The following is an 854-nucleotide window of genomic DNA, read 5'->3' on the forward strand; positions in this document are numbered from 1 at the left end:
ACTGCTTCAATTCGATCTTCTGCTCCATCTTTCTGTCTCCTGAGGGGGTGCCGGAACACTAGAAATCGATCACCAGTCGCGCCGACTTCGAGCGCGAGCAGCACGGCGTGAAGCAGTCGTTGGCGGCGTGCTCCGCAGCGCTGAAGTACATGTCGCGGTGCTCGGGCTCGCCCTGCACGACACGCATCACGCAGGTGCCGCAGACGCCCTGCTCGCACGACACCGGCACATCGATGCCATGGGCGGCGAGCGCCTGCACCACGCTCTGGCCGGGCGCGACCGGCACCACCCGCCCGCTGCCGGCGATCTGCACCTCGAAGCCGCGGTCCGCCGAGCTGTCGACCGCAGCGCCCGCGAAGTATTCGTAATGGATGTTGCCCTCCGACCAGCCCAGCGCGCGGGCGGTCAGGATCACGTGGTCCATGAAGCCCTTCGGTCCGCACACGTAGAGGTGGGTCGTGTCCCCCGCCTGCGCGAGCACCGCGCGCGCATCGAAGCGCTGCGCGGCATCGCCGTCGTCGAAATGGAAGTGCACCTGCGCGGCAAACGCCGCGGCCCGCAGCCGCGGCACGAAGGCGGTGCGCGCCGGGGTGCGGCTGCAGTAGTGCAGCTCGAACGACGCGTCGGCACGCGCCAGCTGCTCGGCCATGCTCAGGATCGGCGTGACACCGATGCCGCCCGCGAGCAGCAGCGTGTGGCGCGCCGGGACCAGCGCGAAATGGTTGCGCGGCGCACTGATGCGCAGCCGGCTGCCAGGCAGCAACTGCGCGTGGGCGCTGCGCGATCCGCCGCGCCCCGCCGCCTCCAGCAGCACGCCGATCCGGTAGTGGCCGCGCTCGGCCGGGTCGTTGCAC

Annotated in this window: 1 protein-coding gene; it reads right to left on the reverse strand. The window is 70.5% G+C overall.

The window, feature by feature from the left end:
- Window positions 1–58: 58 nt before the first annotated feature.
- A partial coding sequence (locus x551_RS22820; RefSeq protein WP_036252076.1) for a PDR/VanB family oxidoreductase occupies window positions 59–854 on the reverse strand: 796 nt, incomplete at its 5' end.

It is taken from the genome of Methylibium sp. T29 (assembly GCF_000576205.1).
Lineage (GTDB): Bacteria > Pseudomonadota > Gammaproteobacteria > Burkholderiales > Burkholderiaceae_C > Methylibium > Methylibium petroleiphilum.